This window comes from Elstera litoralis, from assembly GCF_000963705.1.
GTDB classification, from domain to species: domain Bacteria; phylum Pseudomonadota; class Alphaproteobacteria; order Elsterales; family Elsteraceae; genus Elstera; species Elstera litoralis.
In genome coordinates, this window is the sequence record NZ_LAJY01000341.1 from 1 (window position 1) to 2,807 (window position 2,807).

1 protein-coding gene is annotated in these 2,807 nt (G+C 60.8%); it reads right to left on the bottom strand.

All coding sequences use genetic code 11. The features are described from left to right. On the bottom strand, nt 1-2,577 hold a 2,577-nt coding region (locus tag VZ95_RS13145; RefSeq protein ID WP_045776253.1), incomplete at its 3' end, for a beta strand repeat-containing protein. Between the last annotated feature and the right edge of the window lie 230 nt (nt 2,578-2,807).

Consider the following 2,807-nt stretch of genomic DNA (forward strand, 5'->3'; position numbering starts at 1 on the left):
ACCGGAAGCTGCCGTGAACGTGAACACATCCGCACCCGTGCCACCGGAAACCAGCGTCGTGTTACCCGTCAGCGTACCATCGGTATACGTCAGGTTACCCGTGAAGGCCGAGGCATTGAAGGTGTGGTTGAGAGCAGCGGTTTCACCGTTGGTCAGCGAGAGGTTCGCCGAACCAGTGATAACCACCGTCGAACCTGCCGTCAGCGTGGCAACCGAGAGGGTCGATGCGCCAATAACAGCCAGATTGATGGTTTCAATCGCGCCACCGACACCCGTGGTGAGCGTCGTGCCGGTCTGCGTGCCGTTCAGGTTCAGGGTGATCGAGTCCGATGTCCCGGCGCCATTGGCAAGCGCAAACGACTGAGCGCCGAAGGTGTTGGACAGGTTGAACGTCGCGGCAGCTGCAACACCGGTGGCGGCGAAGCTCGTGCCCGTCACATTAACCGTGGTTGCGCCCGAAATGCTACCGAAGGCAAGACCACCACCGAAGCTGGTGATGTTCAGCGTTTCGATACCGACGATCGTCGGGGTGATCGCTGCCGTCAGCGTCATATCCAAACGGTCGGCATCGCCCGTGGTCAGATCGGCAATGAGATTGCCGTTGGCCAGGAAGGTGCTCGAGTTGATGAGATCTGCGCCGGTCGTCAGGAAGCCCGTGCCGAAGCCGTTGTTCAACGTCGTCGTCAGCGTCGCGGCAGTGCCGGTGGTCTGCGTGAAGTTGTACGTCGTCGTGCCCGTGGTCGTTTCAGCCGTACCGCCCGAGGTGGTGTAAGCGGTCTGGCCCGTGCCGGTGTTAACCGTACGATCCGTGTTGTAGGCAGCCGTCGAACCAGCCGTAATGGTCGTGTCGCCGGTGAAGACACTGAAAGCGGCGGTTGCCGACAGCAGCGAGTTCGAGGTGTTCACGAGGTAGCTGTTGGTGATACCGACGTTGTTTTGGTCACGAACGTCCGTGCTCGGCGACGACAGGACGCGGAAAGCGCCAGCCGTGAAGCGAGCTGCCGACGCAGCGGTAAGCTGCGAGAAGTCGATCACGAGGTTCGAGCCGCCCGGCAGGCCGCGCGCATCGATCAGGAACGAACCGCTGGTGAGGTTATTCGCCAGGAACGTGTCCGTCAGGACGAGCTTGTACTGCTTGGCATTGGTGTTGCCCGAGCTGTCGATGAGCGCAATGGCTTCGAAACCCGAGAACTGCGACGTTGCCGTCGTGGTGCCAACCGGCGTGAACACGAAAGTGTTCGTGCCCGAACCCGTCGGAATTTCGAGCTGGATGATGTCCTGGCCATCGTTGCCATTGAACACATCGGTCGCGCCGAGGTTCGCCGACGTGATCTTCACGGTGTCGTTACCAGCACCGGCAATAACCGTTTCAACGCCGAGGCCGGCGGTGATCGTGTCGTTACCCGTACCACCCGAAACGCTAGCGCGGCTGGCTGCCGTGATCGCCGTTGCGTTCAAGGAAATCGTGTCGTCGCCCGTGCCGCCGCCGATGGTCGAAACCGTCGTCGAGGTTGCTTGATCGACCGTCACGTTGATCGTGTCGTTGTCGGCACCGCCGTCGACGCTGTTCGTGCCAGCTTCGACAGTGATGACATCGGCACCGGCATCGCCGGTTACGGTGTCGTTACCAGCGCCATCGGTGATGACGTCTGCACCAGCGCCGCCGCCGATGTTGTCGTCGCCAACGCCACCCGACAGGGTGTCGGCACCAGCAGCGCCCACGATGACATCGTTACCATCGTTGCCGCTGATAACATCGTTACCGCCAACACCGGTCAGCGTGTCACGGCCCGTACCACCTTGCAGGACCGAACCGGTCTGCGTAGCAGCAACGCCACCCGTGTTGGTGACCGAGGTACGATCAATCGCGGTCAGGTTCAGGTTGATGGTTGATTGACGACCGTCAACGTTTTCGAAACCCTGGGCAACCGGACCGATTTTAGCACCACCGGCACCCGCCGTGGCATTGTCACGGGTCTGGTTTTGATCGCCGGTTTCGGTGTTCAGGGTGATGACCTGGAACGAGGAAGCCGAACCCGAGGTGATGACGAGCGTGTCACCGGCTGCGCCCTGCTGGCCGCCTTCAACACGAACGGTCGAAGCCTGACCACCGGCCGGGGTGATGGTGTCATCGCCCGTGGTGCCCGCAACGTTACCGATCACGGCACCAGCAGTGGTGCTGGTGAACGAACGGTTTTCGTCGACGCCGAACTGCACGTAATGTTGCAGCGCGGTTGCGGCGGTGAAGCCAGCCGTTGCAACGTCCGGGTTCTTGGCGAGGTAATCAGCGCCGTCGAAGCCCTTCAGCGAGGCGTTCGGGGCACGGCCTTCGCGCAGACCGTTGGCGATGTAATGAGCATAGGCGCTCGCGAAGGTACCGGCCGAAACGGCAGCAGCCACATCCGGGTTCTGAGCGGCATAGTACTTCGAATCGAACACGGCGTTCGGGTTGCGGCCTTCACGACCACCGATCTTATTGAAATGGTCCGCGCCGCTCCGGTAGACGCCGAGGGTAACGGCGCTCAGAACGTCCGGATTGTTCTGAAGATAGTAGGATTCATTAAACGTAATAGCCATTTGGGAAGACCTCCAAAAGTGATCCGCGTGCTTGCCACGCCGACACCAACCCATCCGCCCCCGCGTAAGGGGCGGGAGGCAATCTGCGGGTGCCGGGTAAAAAGCCGAAAAATATCAGCTCATTACCGAGAACCCTCGCACTCAAAGAACTTTCGACAGGTAGACCCCCTATCGACCCAACACGCGGACCCCGTTTCTACTCCTAACGTCCGCATCCCAGGTTTGTTCCG